We start from the raw sequence: 16,209 nt of genomic DNA on the forward strand, positions 1-16,209 counted from the left end.
GGCTCAGCGCCCCACGGCATAGCCCTGCATCCCTCGCGGGTTCGCGCCGGCGCGGAGCAGCCCGGTCCCGGCGTCGCGGGTCACCGCGCACAGGCGCCCCAGGCTCCAAGGGTCGGAGACACGCACGGTGTGACCGCGGGACTCCAGACCGGCGATGACGTCGGCCCCGACGCGGTCCTCGGCGACGACTACGCCGGGCTCGCTCTGCCGCGGGTAGAACGACCCGGGGAAGCTCGTGGTGTGCCATGACGGCGCGTCGATGGCGTCCTGGAGCTCTTGGCCGCCCACGAGGTGGCGAAGCAGGAACACCAGCTGCCACTGGTCCTGCTGGTCCCCGCCGGGTGAGCCGCAGGCCATGTAGGGCAACCCGTCTCGCAGCACGAGGGTCGGGGTCAGCGTCGTGCGCGGACGGCGACCGGGCGCCAACGACGACGGCAGCCCCTCCTCCAGCCAGAACATCTGCATCCGGCTGCCGAGGCAGAACCCGAGCTCGGGGATGGTGGGTGAGCTCTGCAGCCAGCCGCCGCTCGGAGTCGCCGAGACCATGTTGCCCCACCGGTCGACCACGTCGACGTGGCACGTGTCGCCACGGGTCACCCCCGTGGGCGCCACCGTCGGCTCCCCCGTGGTGGCGTCACCCTCAGCCTGCGGAGCCCCCACCCCACGGACGTATGCCGCGACGGCGGGCTCGCGCCCGTCGGGGCTGCCTGGGCGCAGCTCGAGCGACGCGGTGTCGCCCACGAGCCCGGCGCGCTCGGCCGCATACTCCTGCGAGAGAAGGGTTTCCAGCGGAACGTCGACGTCGCCGTACCACGCCTCGCGGTCGGCGAAGGAGAGCTTGAGCACCTCGGCCGCGGCGTGGATGCCGGCGGCCGTCGACGGGTCGAGGGCCGCCGGGTCGCCGAGCGCGTCGAGGGTGCGCAGGGTCTGGAGCAGCGCAGGCCCCTGACCCCAGGCGCGGGTCTTGGCGATGGTGTGGCCGCGCCACTCGATCGTGGCCGGCTCCTCCCAGGTCGCGCTGAACGCAGCCATGTCCGCACCGGTGATGAGGCCGCCGTGCGCCTCACCGCTGGAGTCACGGAACGCCTTGCGGGAGAACGCATCCACCGCCTCGGCGACGAATCCCTCGCTCCAGGCCCTGCGGGCGCCGTCGACCTGCGCCTCCCGGGTGGACCCGGCGGCACGGCCTTCGGCGACCAGCCGGTCGAGTGTGTCGGCCCACCTCGGGTTCTTGAAGAGGGCGCCGGGCTCGGGAGCCCTGCCGTCCTTCAGCCACAGGTCGGCCGAGGTGTGCCAGTCCTCCTCGAAGAGGTCGCGCACCGTCTCGACGGTCGAGCTCACCCTGCCCAGGAGCGGGTGGCCGTGGCGGGCGTAACCGATGGCCGGTGCGAGAACGTCCTCGAGCGAGCGGGTGCCGTGGTCGCGGAGCATGAGCAGCCAGGCATCGACCGCCCCGGGCACCGCTGCCGCGAGGGGACCGGATCCGGGCACCAGGTCGAGCCCCTCCGACCGGTAGTGCTCGATGGTCGCTCCGGCAGGCGCCGGGCCCTGGCCGCAGAGCACCCGAGGCGTCGGGTCGTCGGCCGTGGCGATGACCGCCGGCATGTCGCCGCCGGGACCGTTGAGGTGCGGCTCGACGACCTGCAGCACGAAGCCGGCGCAGACCGCCGCATCGAAGGCGTTGCCCCCGAGCTCGAGCTCGCGCATGGCCGCCTGCGAGGCGATCCAGTGCGTCGAGGAGACCATGCCGAACGTGCCCTCGAGCGTCGGCCGGGTGGTGAAGCTCATGCGGGACGTCCTGTCGTGGTTGCGGTTTCGGGAGCAGTGGCTGCCGGGGCAGCCGTGCCGGCGGCCTCGACCGTGCCGGCGGCGCTGCGGATGTCGGGGCCGGTCCCATCGTCCTCGACGAGGTGGCAGGCCACGGTCGCGCCCCCCACCTTCCTCAGCGTGGGCACCTCCTCGGCACAGCGGGGTACGGCGACGGGGCACCGGGTGTGGAAGCGGCACCCCGACGGCGGGTCCATCGCCGACGGAAGGTCGTCGCCGAGCAGGACCGGGGTCCGAGCCCGCTGCTTCGCGGGGTCGGCCACCGGCGCGGCCGCGAGGAGGGCCTGGGTGTACGGGTGCCGCGGGTGGGCGAAGATCTCCTCCCGTGTGCCCTGCTCGACCAGCTGCCCGAGGTACATCACCGCGATGTCGTCGGCGAGGTACTCCACCGCCGACAGGTCGTGGGTGATGAACAGGCACGCGAAGCCGATGTCGCGCTGCAGGTCGGCGAGCAGGTTGAGCACCGACGCCTGCACCGACACGTCGAGCGCACTGGTCGGCTCGTCGGCCACGAGCAGCGTCGGCTCGGACATGAGCGCCCGCGCGATGCTCACCCGCTGGCGCTGGCCACCGGAGAGCTCGTGCGGGTAGCGCTTGGCCACCTCGGGCCGCAGCCCCACGCGACGCAGGCCGTCGCTCACCCGCTGGGAACGCTCCTGGCGTGAGAGCCGGGACCCCTGCAGCCGCAACGGCTCTGCGATGACGTCACCGACCAGCATGCGGGGGTCGAGCGAGCCCGCCGGGTCCTGGAACACGATGGAGACGTCGCGGCGGTGCTGGCGCATCTGTCCCCGGGACAGGTGGGTCACATCGGCGCCGGCCAGGCGCACAGCCCCAGCGGTGGGCTCCACCAGCCGCACGATGCAGCGGCCGACGGTGGACTTACCGGACCCGCTCTCGCCCACGAGCGCGGTCACCTGGCCGCGCCGGATCTGCAGGCTGACGCCGTCGACCGCCCTCACCGGGCCGTAGTGCATGGCCAGGTCCTCGAGCTCGAGGACGACCGGCTGGTCGTGCACCTGCTCCGGCGCGTCGGGGCGCGGGGCGCCCTGGGTCGGGACGGTGCTCATGCGCGGTCCTCCGGGGTCAGGCGGGGGGTGTCCCCGCGGGGGTGCCAGCAGGCGACCAGGTGCTCGCGGCCGAGGCCGTCCGGGCCGCCCTGCCCCATCGGTCGACCCTGCGCCGGTTCCGGGGCGGACACCCGGGCGGGCTCCAGGACCGGCCGGGACGTGGTGCACCGGTCCGTCGCGGCCGGACAGCGGTCGGCGAAGGTGCAGGCGTCGGGCTGCTCGGACAGCACCGGCACGAGGCCGGGGATCTCCTGCAGCCGGTGCGTCCCGGCGTGCCGGCCCGGCGTCGGCGACGCGGACAGCAGGCCGGAGGTGTAGTGGTGCTGCGGCCTGGCGAAGAGCTCGTCGACGCCGGCCCGCTCGACGACGCGGCCGGCGTACATGACCACCACGCGGTCTGCGACGTCGGCGATCACGCCGAGGTCGTGGGTGATGACCAGGATGCTCGTGCCGAACCGGTCGCGCAGGCCGCGCAGCACGTCGAGGATGCCGGCCTGCACGGTGACGTCGAGGGCTGTGGTCGGCTCGTCGGCGACCAGCACCTTGGGCTGGCAGGCGACGGCCATCGCGATCATCACGCGCTGGCGCATGCCGCCCGACAGCTGGTGCGGGTAGTGCTTGACGCGCTCGCGCGGCGACGGGATTCCCACGACCCCCAGCAGCTCGACCGCCCGCTCGAGCGCCTCCTTGCGGGAGAGCTTCTCGTGGACCTGCAGCACCTCCGTGATCTGCCGCCCGACGGTGAGGACCGGGTTCAGGGAGCTCATCGGCTCCTGGAAGATGTAGGCGATGTCCTGCCCGCGAGCAGCCCGCAGGACACCCGGCTTCGCGCCGACGAGCTCGGTGCCGAGCAACCGGACGGAGCCCTCGATCTTCGCGCTGCGGGGCAGCAGTCCGGCCAGGCTCATCGCCGTGACGGACTTACCGCAGCCGGACTCGCCGACGATCCCGACGATCTCACCCGGCGCGAGGCTCAGGTCGACGCCGTCGACGGCCGAGAGGGTCCCCGACTCGGTGGCGAACCTGACCCCGAGACCTGCGACCTCCAGGACGGGGGCCGTCCCGGTGTCAGGTGTGGCGGTGGTGGCGGTGGCGGTCATCGGCGGCTCGCCTTCGGGTCGAGGGCGTCGCGCAGGCTGTCGCCGAACACGTTGAACGCCAGGGCCAGCACCATGATCGCGACGCCGGGCAGGACGGCTGCCCAGGGGGCACGTGCCGCGAACTGCTGGGCGTTGGCGAGCATGGTCCCGAGGCTCGGCGAGGGCGGTTGGATACCGAGCCCGAGGAAGGACAGGACCGCCTCGCCGAGGATCGCGGCAGGGATGGCCACGGTCGCCTGCACGAGGACCACGGACGTGGCGTTGGGCAGGATGTGCCGCCGCAGCACCCACAGGTCGCTCGCACCGTCGACGACCGCGGCCGCGACGAAGTCGAGTCCCTTGAGCCGCAAAGCATCCGAGCGCACCACACGGATGACGCCTGGGATCTGGGCGATGCCGATGGCGACCGCCGCGTTGCCGAGGCTGGCCCCGCGGATGGCGGCGAAGCCGACCGCAAGGATGAGGAACGGGAACGCCAGCAGCAGGTCGGTGAGCCGGGAGATGACCGCGTCGGCTGCACGGAAGTAGCCCGCGACGAGGCCGAGCGGCACGCCGATGACCAGCGCGGTGAAGACCGCGAGCGCGGCCACCTCCAGCGACGCGCGGCTGCCGAGGATGATCCGCGACAGCACATCGCGCCCGAGGTCGTCGGTCCCCAGGACGTGACCCGCCGTACCGGGCGGCGCCAGGGTGTTGGCGAAGTCGGTCTGCTCAGGGGCGTACGGCGCGATCCACGGTGCGAGGACCGCGACCACGATGGCGACCGCCAGGACGGCGAAGCTCACGAGCGCGAGCGGGTTGCGGCGCAGGCGGCGCAGGACGCGCGACCCTTGCGAAGCCTCGGGTCTCGGCGCCGAGGTCGGGTCGGGGTCCGCCGGCGAGGCCGCGGGCGGCAGGGCGGTGTCGACGCTCATGAGGCCTCTCCGGTGACGCGGACCCGCGGGTCGATGATCGAGTAGAGCAGGTCGACCGCGAAGTTGATGACGATGTACGCGGTGGCCGTCACCAGCACGACGGCCTGGATGACGGGGTAGTCGCGCTGGAAGACGGCGTCGATCGTCATCTTCCCGAAGCCCGGCAGGCCGAAGATCTGCTCGGTGACGACCGCACCCGAGATGAGCCCTCCCAGCTGCAGGCCGACGATGGTGACGACGACGATCAGGCTGTTGCGCAGGGCGTGCCGTCGGACGACGACGCTGGGGCGCAGGCCCTTCGCCTCGGCGGTGCGCACGTAGTCCGTGGACAGCGAGTCGAGCATCGAGGACCTCGTCTGCCGCATGATCACCGCCGAGAGCCCGGTGCCGAGGATCAGGGCCGGCAGGATGACGTGGTGCAGGTTGGAGACCGGGTCCTCCCCCAGCGGCACGAAGCCCGAGGCCGGGAACAGCCCGGTGGCGACCGACAGGTAGAGGATCGCGATGAGGCCGAGCCAGAAGTGCGGCACGGACAGGCCCAGCAGCGCGAACGCGTTGGCGACCCACTCGGCCGGCCGGCCGCGCCGTACCGCTGCCACCACACCGGCACCCACACCGAGCACCACGGCGATCGCGATGGCGAGCAGGGACAGCTCGAGGGTCACGGGCAGCGCCGTCCGCAGCATGTCGTTGACGCTCTGGCCGGTGCGCACCGAGGTGCCGAGGTCACCGTGCGCCGCGTTGCTGACGAAGTGCCAGAACTGCAGCGGCAGGGGCTGGTCGAGGCCGTAGCGCTCCCGGATCGCGGCCAGGGCCTCCGGGGTCCGGTCCTCGCCCGCGAGGGCGAGGGCCGGGTCCCCCGGGAGGGCGCGCACGCCCAGGAAGACGACCACGGTGGCCAGGACCAGGGTCACCAGCGACTGCCAGGCCCGGTTGAGCAGGTAGCTGCGCACGGCGGCTACTTGGCCATCCCGGCGAACCCGAGACGCACGACGCCGTCGGGGAAGACCTGGACGCCCTTGACCGACGTCGAGACCCCGGTGAGGTTGCGCTGGCGGTAGAGGTAGATCAGCGGGTCGCTCTGGTGCAGCTTGTCGACGACCTGGCCGTAGAGGTCCTTGCGCTCAGCCAGGTCGTTCGACTCGCGGGCCTTGTCCAGCAGGGCATCGACGGCCTTGTCGCTGAACCCTGCGACGTTCTGGCTGCCACCGGTGCCGACGAAGTTGGTGATGTTGGCGTCCGGGTCGATGCGGCCCGACCAGCCGAGCTGGAGCAGGGAGAAGTCGCCACGGTCCTGCTGGTCGAGCAGCGACGCGTACTCCACCGGCTTGATCTGCAGGTCGAAGCCGCCCTCCTTGACCATCGACTGCAGCGCCTGGGCGAGGCGCAGGCTGTCGGGGTTGTTGGAGGTGATCATGGGGATCTTCACCGGCGTGGTGACGCCCGCCTCCTTGAGCAGCTGCTTCGCCTTGGCAGGGTCGTGCGGCGTGCACTTCTGCGCCGCCTCGGTGGAGAACTCGCTCTTGGGCGAGATCGGCGAGCAGGCCACGGTGTTGAAGTCGTTGAAGACGACCTTGACCAGCCCCGCCCGGTCGATCGCGAGCTCGAAGGCCTGACGGATGCGCGGGTCCTTCGCCTCGGGGGTGTCGAGCTGCTTGAGCGGGTTGCCGATGCCCGCGGAGTTGGCGATGTTGAACGTCACGCCCTGGTAGCCGAGGGACTGCGACTGCAGCACCTGCAGGTTCTTCTCCTTCTGCAGCGCCGGGACGTCCTGCGCCGAGAGGGAGTCGGCGACCTGCACGTCACCCGAGCGCAGGTTGGCGGCCCGGATGCTGGCGTCGGTGATGATCCGGTAGGTCACCTTGTCGAAGTGGACCTTGTCGGCGTCGTAGAACTTGGGGTCCTTGACGAGCTCGATGGAGTTCTGCGGGACCCGCTTGGCGAACTTGAACGGACCGATGCACACCGGCGCGGTCGCGAACTTGTCACCGAGCGCCTTGGCCGCCTTGGGGCTGACGATCATCCCGGCCCGGTCGGTCAGCGCCGCGGTCAGGGGGGCGAACGGCTTGGACAGGGTGACGACGACCGTCTTGCTGTCCTTGGCGGTGACGTCGGCGATCGGGCCGAGCTCGCTCTTGCGGCCGGACCCCTCGATGGTGAGCTCGCGGTCGATCGTGGCCTTGACGGCCTCGGCGTTGAAGGGGGTCCCGTCCGCGAACTGGATGTCGTCGCGCACCGGGATGGTGACGGTCTTGCCGTCGGCGCTCGTGGTGGGCAGCGCGGTCGCGAGCTGGGGCACGACCTTCGCGTTCTGGTCCACGTCGTAGAGCTTCTGGCACATGGCGTGGAACACGTAGCGGGAGTAGAGGCTTCGCGACAGGGCCGGGTCGAGCTGGTCCGGCTCGGCCGACAGCGCCATCACGAGGGTGCCACCGTCCTTGACCTGGTCGGCCGAGGCCGGGTCGCCGAACGAGTCCTGTCCGGTGGCCGCCGAGGAGGCGGGGGAGCCCGAGCCGGACGACGGCTGGACGGCGCTGCACCCGGCGGCGGTGAGGGACAGCGCGACCACGAGTGCCAGGTGGCGTGGGCGGACGCGTGGGTTCGGGTGCGGGTGGGGCTCGAGCGGGCGGCGCAGGACGGTGCGGATGGTCATGGTTCGCTCCCAGGGGGTGTGGGCCGGATTCGCAGGATCGTATCCTGTATACAGTCAACGGAGAAGGGCGAGCGCGCACTTTCTTCACCATCCGGACACCCCGGACCACCCTCGGGCACCCCACGCCCCGCCCGTCCGTCACCCACGCACCCCAGGACCCGCCCGACCGTCACCCACACCCATCCACATGTTGCCGGGAGCTCGTCACCAGAGGCCGTTGCCCGGGCCCTCGTGACCATCGGCTGGCAACAAGTGCGGTGGCGAGCCGAGCCAGCGCCCGAGCCCGAGTCGCCTTCGTGGCGCGCACGCGAAGGCGCCGGCACCCTTCGAAGGGGCGCCGGCGCCGTACCCGTCCCGCCGCTGTGGCGGGTCCCGGGGAAGCCTCAGGCCTCCTGGCGGTCGGCGTTGGCGTAGATCGCGTCACGCACGTAGCGGGACATGCCGGGGCGGATCTCGTCGTACGACGCCTCGTAGCGCGGGTCGCTCGTGTAGAGGTCTGCGAGGTTGCGGTGGAACGCCGGCGAGCAGTCGTAGAACCGGCTGGTGATGTGCTGCCGGTGCATCTCGGCGGCGTCCATCGCGGCCTCGCTCGTGGACGGCTCCCCCGAGTCCATGGCATCGGTGAAAGCCTTGTGCAGGGCGTCCGTCTCAGCCTTCACCTCGGCCCAGTCGGCCTTGGTGTAGTGCTTGGTGCGCTCCTGCGACTGCTTCCACGGCTCGGTCTCGCCCCACCGCTGCTCGGCCTCCCGCTGGCCGTCCTCGAACTTCTCGCCGAAGAGCTCCTTCATGTCGTCGGGCGTGGCTGGCTGGTTGTTCATCTCTCGCTCCAGTGCTCGGTCGATGGCCGTGACGAGGTCGCGCATCTCGTCCAGCCGGGACATGACCGCTGCGCGTTGGCGACGCAGGTGCTGCGCCACGCTCTCGGGGTGCTCGAGGAGGAGGGCGATCTCCTCCAGGGTGAACCCCAGCCGCCGGTAGACCACGACGTGCTGCAGGCGCGCGAGGTCGTCCGGGGTGTAGAGCCGGTAGCCGGCCGGCGAGCGCTCGCTCGGCCGGAGGAGCCCGATCTCGTCGTAGTGGTGCAGGGTGCGCACCGTGAGGTCGAGCTGGTCGGCCACCTGGCCCACGGTGAGCGTGGTCAGCTGCGTGCCATCGGTCATGTCGACCACTGTGGCCCTTCCCGTGGCGTGAGGGTCAAGACCCCGCCTGCCGAAGGCGGGGGCGGCGCCGCGGGTCGGTCAGACGTCCTCGCGCGACCGGCGGCGCGAGCGCAGCCAGGCGCCGAGGCCGTTGCGGGCCGTGCCCCAGATGCCGTGGCGGAACGCCAGGACGATGACGACGAAGATCGCGCCGGTGATGATGCCGATGCCGTTGAACCCGGACGAGGCCAGCCGGTCCTCGAGCAGGACCACGAGCGCAGCACCGACCGGTCCGCCCCACAGGGTGCCGATGCCACCGAGGACGGTGACGAGCACGACCTTGCCGGAGGTGGTCCAGACCAGCTCCTGCAGCGAGGCGAACCCGTGGCTGACCGAGAAGACGCCACCCGCGAGGCCCGCGAGGCCTGCCGACAGGACGAACACCATGATCTTGTAGCGCTCGACGTCGTAGCCGAGGGCACGCGCGCGGGCGGGGTTGTCGCGGATGGCGACGAGCACGCGGCCGAACGGGCTGTTGACGATCCGCCACGCGAGCAGGACGCCGAGCAGGATGATCGGGATGGCGGCGTAGTAGAAGTAGAAGGCGTCGCTGTTGATGAGGTCCGTCATCCCGCCGAGGTTCTTGGGGATGCCCTGCAGGCCGTTCTCGCCGCCGGTGACGTCGCGCCACTGGTTGGCGATGAAGTAGACCATCTGCGCGAACGCCAGGGTCACCATGGCGAAGTAGATGCCGGTGCGCCGCACCGCGAGGTAGCCGGTCGGCAGCGCGAGGAGCATGGCGGCGATGGCACCGCCGAGCACCGCGACCGGGAAGGGCAGGCCGACGTGGGTGGCGATGAGCCCGGTCGTGTATGCCGACGTGCCCCAGAACGCGGCGTGCCCGAAGGACAGCAGGCCGGTGTAGCCGAGCAGGAGATCGACCGAGATCGCGAACAGCGCCCACGCGGCGATGTCCATGGCCACGGGCGGGTAGATGTACCAGGGCAGCGCGAGGACCACGAGCAGCCCCACGGCGAGGCCCACCCAGCGAAGGAAGGGGCGGCGCGCCGTGAGCGACGGCTCGGAGGGGAGCTCGACATCGACCTTGGACACCAGCTGCTGGCTCATGATGCGGCCTCCTCGCGACCGAACAGGCCCGAGGGCCGGACCAGGATGACCACCGCCATGAGGACGAAGATCAGCACCTGGCTGAACGACCCCGCGTAGCCCTGGCCGTAGGCCTCGACGAGCCCGACGAGGAACCCCGCCACGACCGCACCGAGGATGGACCCGAGGCCGCCGATGACGACGACGGCGAACAGGATGATGATGAAGAAGCTGCCCATGTCGGCGTTGACCGAGCCGGTCGGGGCCCGCAGCACCCCCGCGAGGCCCGCGAGCGCGATACCGAAGCCGAACACCGGGGTGACCCAGCGGCCGACGTTGATGCCCAGGGCGCGGGAGCGCTCGGCGTCCTCGGTGGCGGCCCGCACGATCATGCCGATGCGGGTGCGGGTGAGCAGCACCCAGACGGCGAGGCACAGGACGACCGAGAACGCCGCCACGAAGATCTGGTAGCTCGACAGCGAGACGCTGCCGATGTCGACACGGCCCTTGAGGCCGGCGGGCAGCTCGTAGGCCAGCGACGAGACGCCGTAGCGGCGCTTGACCAGGTCGACGAGGAAGAGCGTGATGCCGAACGTGAGCAGGAAGTTGTAGAGCGGGTCGAGCCGCAGCAGCCACCGCACGAGCAGGCGCTCCATGAGGACGCCGAAGACGAACATGGCCACGGTGACGATCGGCAGGGCGGCCCAGAAGCCGAGCCCGGTCGCGTCGAGCAGGACGGCCGCGCCGACGGCGCCGAGCATGTAGCAGGCGCCGTGGCTGAAGTTGACCACGCCGAGGACGCCGAAGATCACCGCCAGGCCGAGCGCGGCGAGCGCGTAGAACCCGCCGAGCGCGAGGCCCTGGAGGGTGTACTGGATGAAAGCCGTCATTGCTCTTCCGGTTCGTCGGGGGGCGGTCGGCGGGCGGGGTGGCGCCTCAGGATGTGCGCACCGGGCTGCTCGGCGGCACGCGAGGTGGTGCCGGCCCCGGCGGGAGGGATGTCCCGCCGGGGCCGGGACGTCACATCTTGCAGTCGGGCGACGCGGGCGCGTAGGCCTCGTTGGCGGGGATCGTCTTGACGACCTGCTCGAGGTCCCACTCCTCCTTGACCTGGTCCTTGCTCTTGACCTTGACCTGGTAGACGTCGTGGACGACGTTGTGGTCGGCCGCACGGACCTCGCCGTTGCGCAGGAACATGTCGTTGATCTTCTTGCCCTCGAGCTGCTTGACGACGTCGTCGCTCTTGTCGGTGCCGGCGGCCTGGACCGCCTCGAGGTAGTTCATCGCGGCGGAGTAGTTGCCGGCGTGCGCGAACGACGGGCGCACCTTGGTCTTGGCCATGAACTTGTCGGCCCAGGCGCGGTTCTGCGCGTCGAAGTTCCAGTACCACGCGTCGGTGAAGGTGGTGCCCTTGAACTGGTCGACACCCAGGCTGTGCACGTCGGTGATGAACATGAGGCCGACGGCGAGCTTGGTCGTGCTGGCCACACCCGACTGGTTGAACTGCTTGATAAAGTTCACCAGGTCGCCACCGGCGGCCATGATGCCGATGACGTCGGGCTTGGACGCGGCGGCCTTGGTGATGAACGTGGCGTAGTTGTCGTTGGGGAACGGCGTGGCGATCTTCTGCTGGACCGTGCCGCCGGCGCGCTCGACGGCCGCGCTGTAGGACTTCGTCATGTCCTGGCCGAAGGCGTAGTCGGGGTAGACGATCGACCAGTTCTTGCCGCCGGACTCCACCGTGGCCGCGCCATTGCCCGAGGCGAGCATGTAGGTGTCGTAGGCCCAGTGGAACGTGTACTTGTTGCACTGGGCGCCGGTCAGGGCGGTGGTGCCGGCGCCGATGTCGATGAAGAGCTTCTTCTTCGCCTTGGCCTGGGTCGCGACCGCCAGCGCGGCGGACGACGTGGGGACGTCGAGGATGATGTCGGCCTTGTCGCGGTCGTACATCTCCTGCGCCTTGGTGTTGGCGATGTCGGGCTTGTTCTGGTGGTCGGCCTGGACGACCTCGACGTCCTTGGCCACCGCCTTGTCGCCGTACTTGGCCTTGTAGTCCGCGACGGCCATCTCGATGGCGACCTTGGAGTTGGGGCCGGACAGGTCCTTGTAGACACCGGACTGGTCGTTGAGCAGGCCGAGGACGACCTTGCCGTCACTGATCTTGCCGCCGCTCGAGGCGGGTCCGCCGCCTCCGCCACAGGCGGCGAGCACGAGGCTGCCGCTGACGGCGGTGGCCATCAAGGCCAGGGTCTTCTTGCGCTGCATGTCCCCTCCTGGGGTGTTGGTCGTGCCGGGTCGTACGGGTGGCGGTGTCACATGCCGAGGTACTCGAGGAGCTCGGTGGTGCGGGACTGGAAGCTGTCGTTGTCGAGCGACTCCACGACGCGGCCCTGGGCCAGCAGGTAGTGGCGGTCGGCGACGGTGGAGGCGAAGGTGACGTTCTGCTCGACCAGCAGCACCGAGACGCCCTGGGCCTTGATCTGGCGGATGATCTCCCCGATGCGCTGGACGATGACCGGCGCGAGGCCCTCGCTGGGCTCGTCGAGCAGCAGCAGCCGGGACCCCATGCGCAGCACGCGGGCGATGGCCAGCATCTGCTGCTCGCCGCCGGAGAGCTTGGTCCCCGGGAAGTCGCGGCGCTCGTGCAGGACGGGGAACTGCTCGTAGACCTGCTCGAGGCTCCAGGCGTCGGCCTTGCTCGTCACCGGTGGGAGGGTGAGGTTCTCGGCGACGGTCAGCGTCGCGTAGATGCCGCGGTCGTCGGGCACCCAGCCGAGGCCGGCCCGCGCCCGCTTGTCCGGCGAGGACTTGCCGAGGTCCGAGCCACCCCACGACACGGTGCCCTCGACGTACCGGTGCAGGCCCATCACCGAGCGCAGCAGCGTGGTCTTGCCCGCGCCGTTGCGCCCCACGAGGGTCACGACCTCGCCGGGCTCGACGCGAAGGTCGACATCGCTGAGCACCTTCGCCTCGCCGTACCAGGCGGAAAGCCCGGCGACCTCGAGGACGTGCTGGGAGCCCTTTGCGTTCGGGGAGCCCTGGGCGACGTGGTCAGACATGCTGTTCTCCGGCCTGTCCGAGGTAGGCGGTGATGACCTTCTCGTCGTTGCGCACCTGGTCGTAGGTGCCCTCGGCGAGGACCTGACCGGACTGCAGGACGGTCACGGTGTCGGCCAGCGAGCCGACGACGTGCATGTTGTGGTCGACGAACACGACGGTGCGGCCCTCGGACACCTTCTTGACGAGGGCGATGGTGCGGTCGACGTCCTCGAGCCCCATGCCGGCCGTGGGCTCGTCGAGCAGCAGCAGCTTGGGGTCCAGGGCGAGCGCGAGCGCCAGCTCGAGCGCCCGCTTCTGGCCGTAGGCTAGGGAACCGGCAGCGGCGCCGGAGCGGTCGGCCAGCCCCACCTGGTCGAGCAGCTCGGTGGCGCGGTCGCGGAACTGTCGCATCTGCTTGGAGGAGCGCCAGAAGCGGTAGCCCAGGCCGGTCGGGGAGGCCAGCGCGAGCTCGACGTGGTCGACCACGCTCATCTGGTCGAAGAGGCTGGTGATCTGGAACGAGCGGGCGATGCCGAGGTGCGCGATCTGCTCGGGCTGCATACCGGTGATCTCACGGTCACCGAGGCGGATCTCCCCCGACGTCGGCGCGAGGAAGCCGGTGAGCAGGTTGAACAGCGTCGTCTTGCCTGCGCCGTTGGGACCCACCAGGGCGTGGACGGTGCCGTCGACGACGCGCAGGTTGACGTCGGAGACGGCACGGAAGCCGCGGAACTCCTTGGTCAGGTCACGGGTCTCGAGCAGCGCTCCTGCACCTGACGCCTCGGGGCTGGCCTGGGTGGGCACCGGCACCTCCTCGTGCGGCTGGGTGCGAGGCAGCGGGCGCCGTCGCGGTTCTGCAGAACCCTAGGGCCGGGCAGAACGCCCTGACATGGCCGCCCTCGACACAGACTCCCCGTCAACCATGTCCGTCCGGCACATACGGACAGGCGGCCCGTCGGCCGGGCACGTCGGCGCTTCCCGCGCAAAGCGGCGGTTGCGCGGGGAAACGGGAGCTATGGTTCCCGTTTCGCTCAGCAACCGCCGTGTTGCGGGTGTGTCGCGGGCTGGTGCCCCGCGCGGGGGCCACCCGTCAGAGGTAGGGGGCCCAGCCCTTGCTCACAGTCACCGCGCTGCTGAACTGGCCGTTGCCCCAGCCCTTGTAGACCCGGAGCGTGCCGTCCATGGTGACCGCCCCGAGGTCGCCCCGCCCGTCCCCGGTGACGTCGCCGGCGTGGAAGAGCGCCCCGAGGCCGCCCCAGCCGGATCCGACCTTGCGCTTGGGCGTGAAGGTGCCCTTGGCGGTGCCGGGGAAGATCCAGAGCACTCCCGCCTGGTCGACTCCCAGCAGGTCCGCGCGCCGGTCGCCGGTGACGTCGGGCGAGGCGAAGACCGTCTGCATCGTGCTCCAGCCGGTGGCGATCCGGGTGCCGTGCGAGTAGCCACCGCTGCCGTCGCCGCGGTAGAGGTAGGCCGTCCCACCCGGCGTCACCGCGACGATGTCGGCCTTGCCGTCGCCGGTGAAGTCGGAGCTCCCGTCGATGAAGCGCATGCCCCACCCGGGGCTGATCGGCGTGACCCCGACGTAGGTGACGTTCCAGGCGAGGTGCATGGCCTGGAGGTCGGTGCCGGAGGACAGGGAGAGGAACGTCGCGCGTCCGTCCAGGCGCCCGTTGGGGAACAGCCGCTGGTCGCCGACGTCGACCACCGCCTTTCCGGCCCCGAAGGTGGCAGGTCCCGAGCCGCGGTAGACCCGGACCAGCCCGTCGGGCAGGTGTGCGACCAGGTCTGGACGCCGGTCGTTGTCCACGTCGCCGGCGCTGAACACGTTGCCGCTGAGGGCCGGGGCCACCGTGAGGGCGACTGCCTTGCCGTCACCCGCGCTGCTCTCAGGAGTCACCGAGACGCGGTAGGTGGTGCCGTTGCGCAGTCCGGGCACGACGAGCCTGCCGCTGGGTCCCGTTCCCCGCACCGTGGTGACCTTGGTGCTGCCGGACGTGACGTCGACCCGCACCCCGGTCGTGCCCTCCGATGCAGCCCAGACCACCTCGGCCGACTGGGGGCGCGGACGCACCCTGACCTCGGGGGCGGCGGGCACGACGCGGATGTCGGCGGCGGCGAAGCTCAACGTGTGGGTGCCGCTGGCCTTGGTCACCGAGCTGTACGTCGAACCGTCCCGCCGGTACTCGACGGGGTTGGACATCCTGTCGCTGAGCGACACGCGTGTCAGCCGGTACACCCCTGCCGACGGGGTGGGGATGACCGCCGACCCGGCCAGGGGGTAGAGGCGCGGGGTGCCCGTCACGTCCTCGGCACGACAGACCTCGACGGCGGACGGACCCGTGTAACAGAGGTAGGCCGCGTACAGGGCGTCGGCCGCGTCGGTGGCGGTGTAGGCCACCGGCACGCCGGCCGTTGCGCCCTGCACGACCTTCGTCGCGCTGGGGACGACGCTCTCGAGCCGTGGCGGGTCGATGTCCATGGTCGAGCCGCTCGCGGTGAACGACAGCGCGGAGAAGTCGAGGGAGTGCTTCCTCGGCCCCGTGGCGCCGCCCTCCAGGTTGACCCAGCCGTCCGGACGGTAGGTGGCCTTGTTGCCCACCGAGTCGACGGTGACGAGCCAGCGCAGCCGGTAGGTGGAGTCGTAGGCGGTCGGGACCGCCACCGACGCCCGACCCGCTGCGAGCTGGGCGGCGTCCTCGACGACGGCCGTGAGGTACCGGCCCTGAGCCTCCGGGGCGTCGGGGCGGAACTGGAGCTCGAGCCGCGTGACCGGGTGGACGTCACTGACGTCGAAGGTGAGGTCGAGCGTCTGGTCAGGGACGTGGACGGTCGGCGACGTGACGGCAACCGCCGAGACAACGGGTGCCTCGGGGTCGAAGACCGAGCCGGAGACGTCGAGACCGACCGCGGAGAAGTCCTGGTGGTCCGTGCAGTAGCTCTCCTGCACGGTGCTGTCGCAGATGATCGTGCTCAGGTATGGCGTAGGGAGGTAGACCTGCCGCACCTTCCAGTGCCCGTTCTCGGACCCGTCCTTGACCGCGTAGGAGGTGGTACCGGTGTAGTGGCCGGGACCATCGTCCGCCATCGCGAGCTGGACCGTCCTGGGGCGCCCGGACGGCTCGACGACCGTGACCTGGGCGTACGCGGGGCGGTCCGGCCCGGCGACCCGGAGCTGGATGCTCGTCGTGCCCGGCACGGTGACCGCAGAGGGGGTCGTCCACAGCGAGACCACGGTGGGGGGCACCGGGTCGGCGGCCTGCGCCGACCCGGGAGCCAGCAGCCCGGCGGCGAGCGCGCTGACGACGACCGCCACGAGGGGGCGGCGCAGGCGCGGGGTACGGGTGGGGGTGGTCATGACGG

The 16,209-nt window shown here is 71.0% G+C and carries 13 protein-coding genes; all 13 read right to left on the reverse strand.

What is annotated here, in order from left to right; genetic code table 11:
- Positions 1–3: 3 nt before the first annotated feature.
- The gene (locus AB4Z02_RS10165; RefSeq protein ID WP_056883122.1) at positions 4–1,788 is read right to left on the reverse strand and encodes a gamma-glutamyltransferase family protein; all 1,785 of its coding nucleotides are present in this window, start codon (positions 1,786–1,788) and stop codon (positions 4–6) included.
- Positions 1,785–2,897: an ABC transporter ATP-binding protein gene (locus tag AB4Z02_RS10170; RefSeq protein ID WP_082590249.1), complete on the reverse strand. Its 1,113-nt coding sequence runs from the start codon at positions 2,895–2,897 to the stop codon at positions 1,785–1,787. Before AB4Z02_RS10170 ends, AB4Z02_RS10165 begins: the two co-directional genes overlap by 4 nt.
- On the reverse strand, positions 2,894–3,997 hold the full coding sequence (locus tag AB4Z02_RS10175; RefSeq protein ID WP_441970731.1) for an ABC transporter ATP-binding protein: 1,104 nt from the start codon (positions 3,995–3,997) through the stop codon (positions 2,894–2,896). Before AB4Z02_RS10175 ends, AB4Z02_RS10170 begins: the two co-directional genes overlap by 4 nt.
- Positions 3,994–4,911: an ABC transporter permease gene (locus AB4Z02_RS10180; RefSeq protein WP_082590245.1), complete on the reverse strand. Its 918-nt coding sequence runs from the start codon at positions 4,909–4,911 to the stop codon at positions 3,994–3,996. Before AB4Z02_RS10180 ends, AB4Z02_RS10175 begins: the two co-directional genes overlap by 4 nt.
- Positions 4,908–5,864, reverse strand: a complete 957-nt coding sequence (locus AB4Z02_RS10185; protein WP_056883121.1) for an ABC transporter permease — start codon at positions 5,862–5,864, stop codon at positions 4,908–4,910. Before AB4Z02_RS10185 ends, AB4Z02_RS10180 begins: the two co-directional genes overlap by 4 nt.
- Positions 5,865–5,869: 5 nt before the next feature.
- Positions 5,870–7,564, reverse strand: a complete 1,695-nt coding sequence (locus AB4Z02_RS10190) for an ABC transporter substrate-binding protein (RefSeq protein ID WP_441970733.1) — start codon at positions 7,562–7,564, stop codon at positions 5,870–5,872.
- A 383-nt stretch (positions 7,565–7,947) separates the two neighbouring features.
- Positions 7,948–8,724 (reverse strand): MerR family transcriptional regulator, encoded by a 777-nt coding sequence (locus AB4Z02_RS10195; RefSeq protein ID WP_441970735.1) that lies wholly within the window; start codon positions 8,722–8,724, stop codon positions 7,948–7,950.
- A gap of 78 nt (positions 8,725–8,802) precedes the next feature.
- Complete coding sequence (locus AB4Z02_RS10200; protein ID WP_441970737.1) at positions 8,803–9,831, reverse strand: branched-chain amino acid ABC transporter permease; 1,029 nt, start codon at positions 9,829–9,831, stop codon at positions 8,803–8,805.
- Positions 9,828–10,700: a branched-chain amino acid ABC transporter permease gene (locus tag AB4Z02_RS10205; RefSeq protein WP_056883119.1), complete on the reverse strand. Its 873-nt coding sequence runs from the start codon at positions 10,698–10,700 to the stop codon at positions 9,828–9,830. Before AB4Z02_RS10205 ends, AB4Z02_RS10200 begins: the two co-directional genes overlap by 4 nt.
- 130 nt (positions 10,701–10,830) lie before the next feature.
- Entirely contained in the window at positions 10,831–12,075 is a 1,245-nt protein-coding gene (locus AB4Z02_RS10210; protein ID WP_441970739.1) for an ABC transporter substrate-binding protein, read from the reverse strand.
- 47 nt (positions 12,076–12,122) lie between these two features.
- Positions 12,123–12,869 carry an ABC transporter ATP-binding protein gene (locus AB4Z02_RS10215; RefSeq protein ID WP_441970741.1) on the reverse strand — a complete coding sequence of 249 codons (747 nt, stop codon included), beginning with the start codon at positions 12,867–12,869 and terminating at the stop codon, positions 12,123–12,125.
- A complete protein-coding gene (locus AB4Z02_RS10220) occupies positions 12,862–13,653 on the reverse strand; it encodes an ABC transporter ATP-binding protein (RefSeq protein WP_441970742.1) in 792 nt (263 codons plus the stop codon). The genes AB4Z02_RS10215 and AB4Z02_RS10220 overlap by 8 nt, the downstream gene beginning before the upstream one ends.
- 286 nt (positions 13,654–13,939) lie before the next feature.
- On the reverse strand, positions 13,940–16,204 hold the full coding sequence (locus AB4Z02_RS10225) for an FG-GAP-like repeat-containing protein (protein WP_441970743.1): 2,265 nt from the start codon (positions 16,202–16,204) through the stop codon (positions 13,940–13,942).
- Between the last annotated feature and the right edge of the window lie 5 nt (positions 16,205–16,209).

The sequence above is a fragment of the Pedococcus sp. 2YAF34 genome (genome assembly GCF_052114585.1).
Lineage (GTDB): Bacteria > Actinomycetota > Actinomycetes > Actinomycetales > Dermatophilaceae > Pedococcus.

Bases quoted from the DNA above. Each gene is read 5' to 3' on its own strand.
- AB4Z02_RS10165 (WP_056883122.1), bottom strand. From the start codon at position 1,788: ATGAGCTTCACCACCCGGCCGACGCTCGAGGGCACGTTCGGCATGGTC.
- AB4Z02_RS10170 (WP_082590249.1), bottom strand. From the start codon at position 2,897: ATGAGCACCGTCCCGACCCAGGGCGCCCCGCGCCCCGACGCGCCGGAG.
- AB4Z02_RS10175 (WP_441970731.1), bottom strand. From the start codon at position 3,997: ATGACCGCCACCGCCACCACCGCCACACCTGACACCGGGACGGCCCCC.
- AB4Z02_RS10180 (WP_082590245.1), bottom strand. From the start codon at position 4,911: ATGAGCGTCGACACCGCCCTGCCGCCCGCGGCCTCGCCGGCGGACCCC.
- AB4Z02_RS10190 (WP_441970733.1), bottom strand. From the start codon at position 7,564: ATGACCATCCGCACCGTCCTGCGCCGCCCGCTCGAGCCCCACCCGCAC.
- AB4Z02_RS10195 (WP_441970735.1), bottom strand. From the start codon at position 8,724: ATGACCGATGGCACGCAGCTGACCACGCTCACCGTGGGCCAGGTGGCC.
- AB4Z02_RS10200 (WP_441970737.1), bottom strand. From the start codon at position 9,831: ATGAGCCAGCAGCTGGTGTCCAAGGTCGATGTCGAGCTCCCCTCCGAG.
- AB4Z02_RS10205 (WP_056883119.1), bottom strand. From the start codon at position 10,700: ATGACGGCTTTCATCCAGTACACCCTCCAGGGCCTCGCGCTCGGCGGG.
- AB4Z02_RS10210 (WP_441970739.1), bottom strand. From the start codon at position 12,075: ATGCAGCGCAAGAAGACCCTGGCCTTGATGGCCACCGCCGTCAGCGGC.
- AB4Z02_RS10215 (WP_441970741.1), bottom strand. From the start codon at position 12,869: ATGTCTGACCACGTCGCCCAGGGCTCCCCGAACGCAAAGGGCTCCCAG.
- AB4Z02_RS10225 (WP_441970743.1), bottom strand. From the start codon at position 16,204: ATGACCACCCCCACCCGTACCCCGCGCCTGCGCCGCCCCCTCGTGGCG.